This window comes from Psychrobacter sp. CoH-33_TS_01, assembly GCF_058189395.1.
Window position 1 is genome coordinate 1 of sequence record NZ_JBVGQI010000091.1, and the last position, 245, is coordinate 245.

At 65.7% G+C, this 245-nt stretch carries 1 protein-coding gene; it reads left to right on the forward strand.

Annotated elements, in window-relative coordinates; translation table 11 throughout:
* Nucleotides 1-245: carbonic anhydrase (locus tag ACZ2XM_RS15660; protein WP_490619039.1), on the forward strand; the 245-nt coding region annotated here is incomplete at both ends.

The window sequence follows — 245 nt, forward strand, 5'->3', positions numbered from 1 at the left end:
TCATCGATGAGGCGCTCAGCGCCATCGCAGCGAACGCCGACGATTACGATGCGAGCAACGGGGCGCCGCCGGCGCCGAAGATCGCGATCGTCACCTGTGCGGATCCCCGGCTGAGCGGGATCGTGAGGATGCTGGGCCTGGCCGATGGCGACGTCGACCTGATCAGGAACGTGGGAACCGTGATCGATGACGACTCGGTTCGATCCCTCATCGTCTCCACGCGGTTGCTCGGCACCCGGGAGATC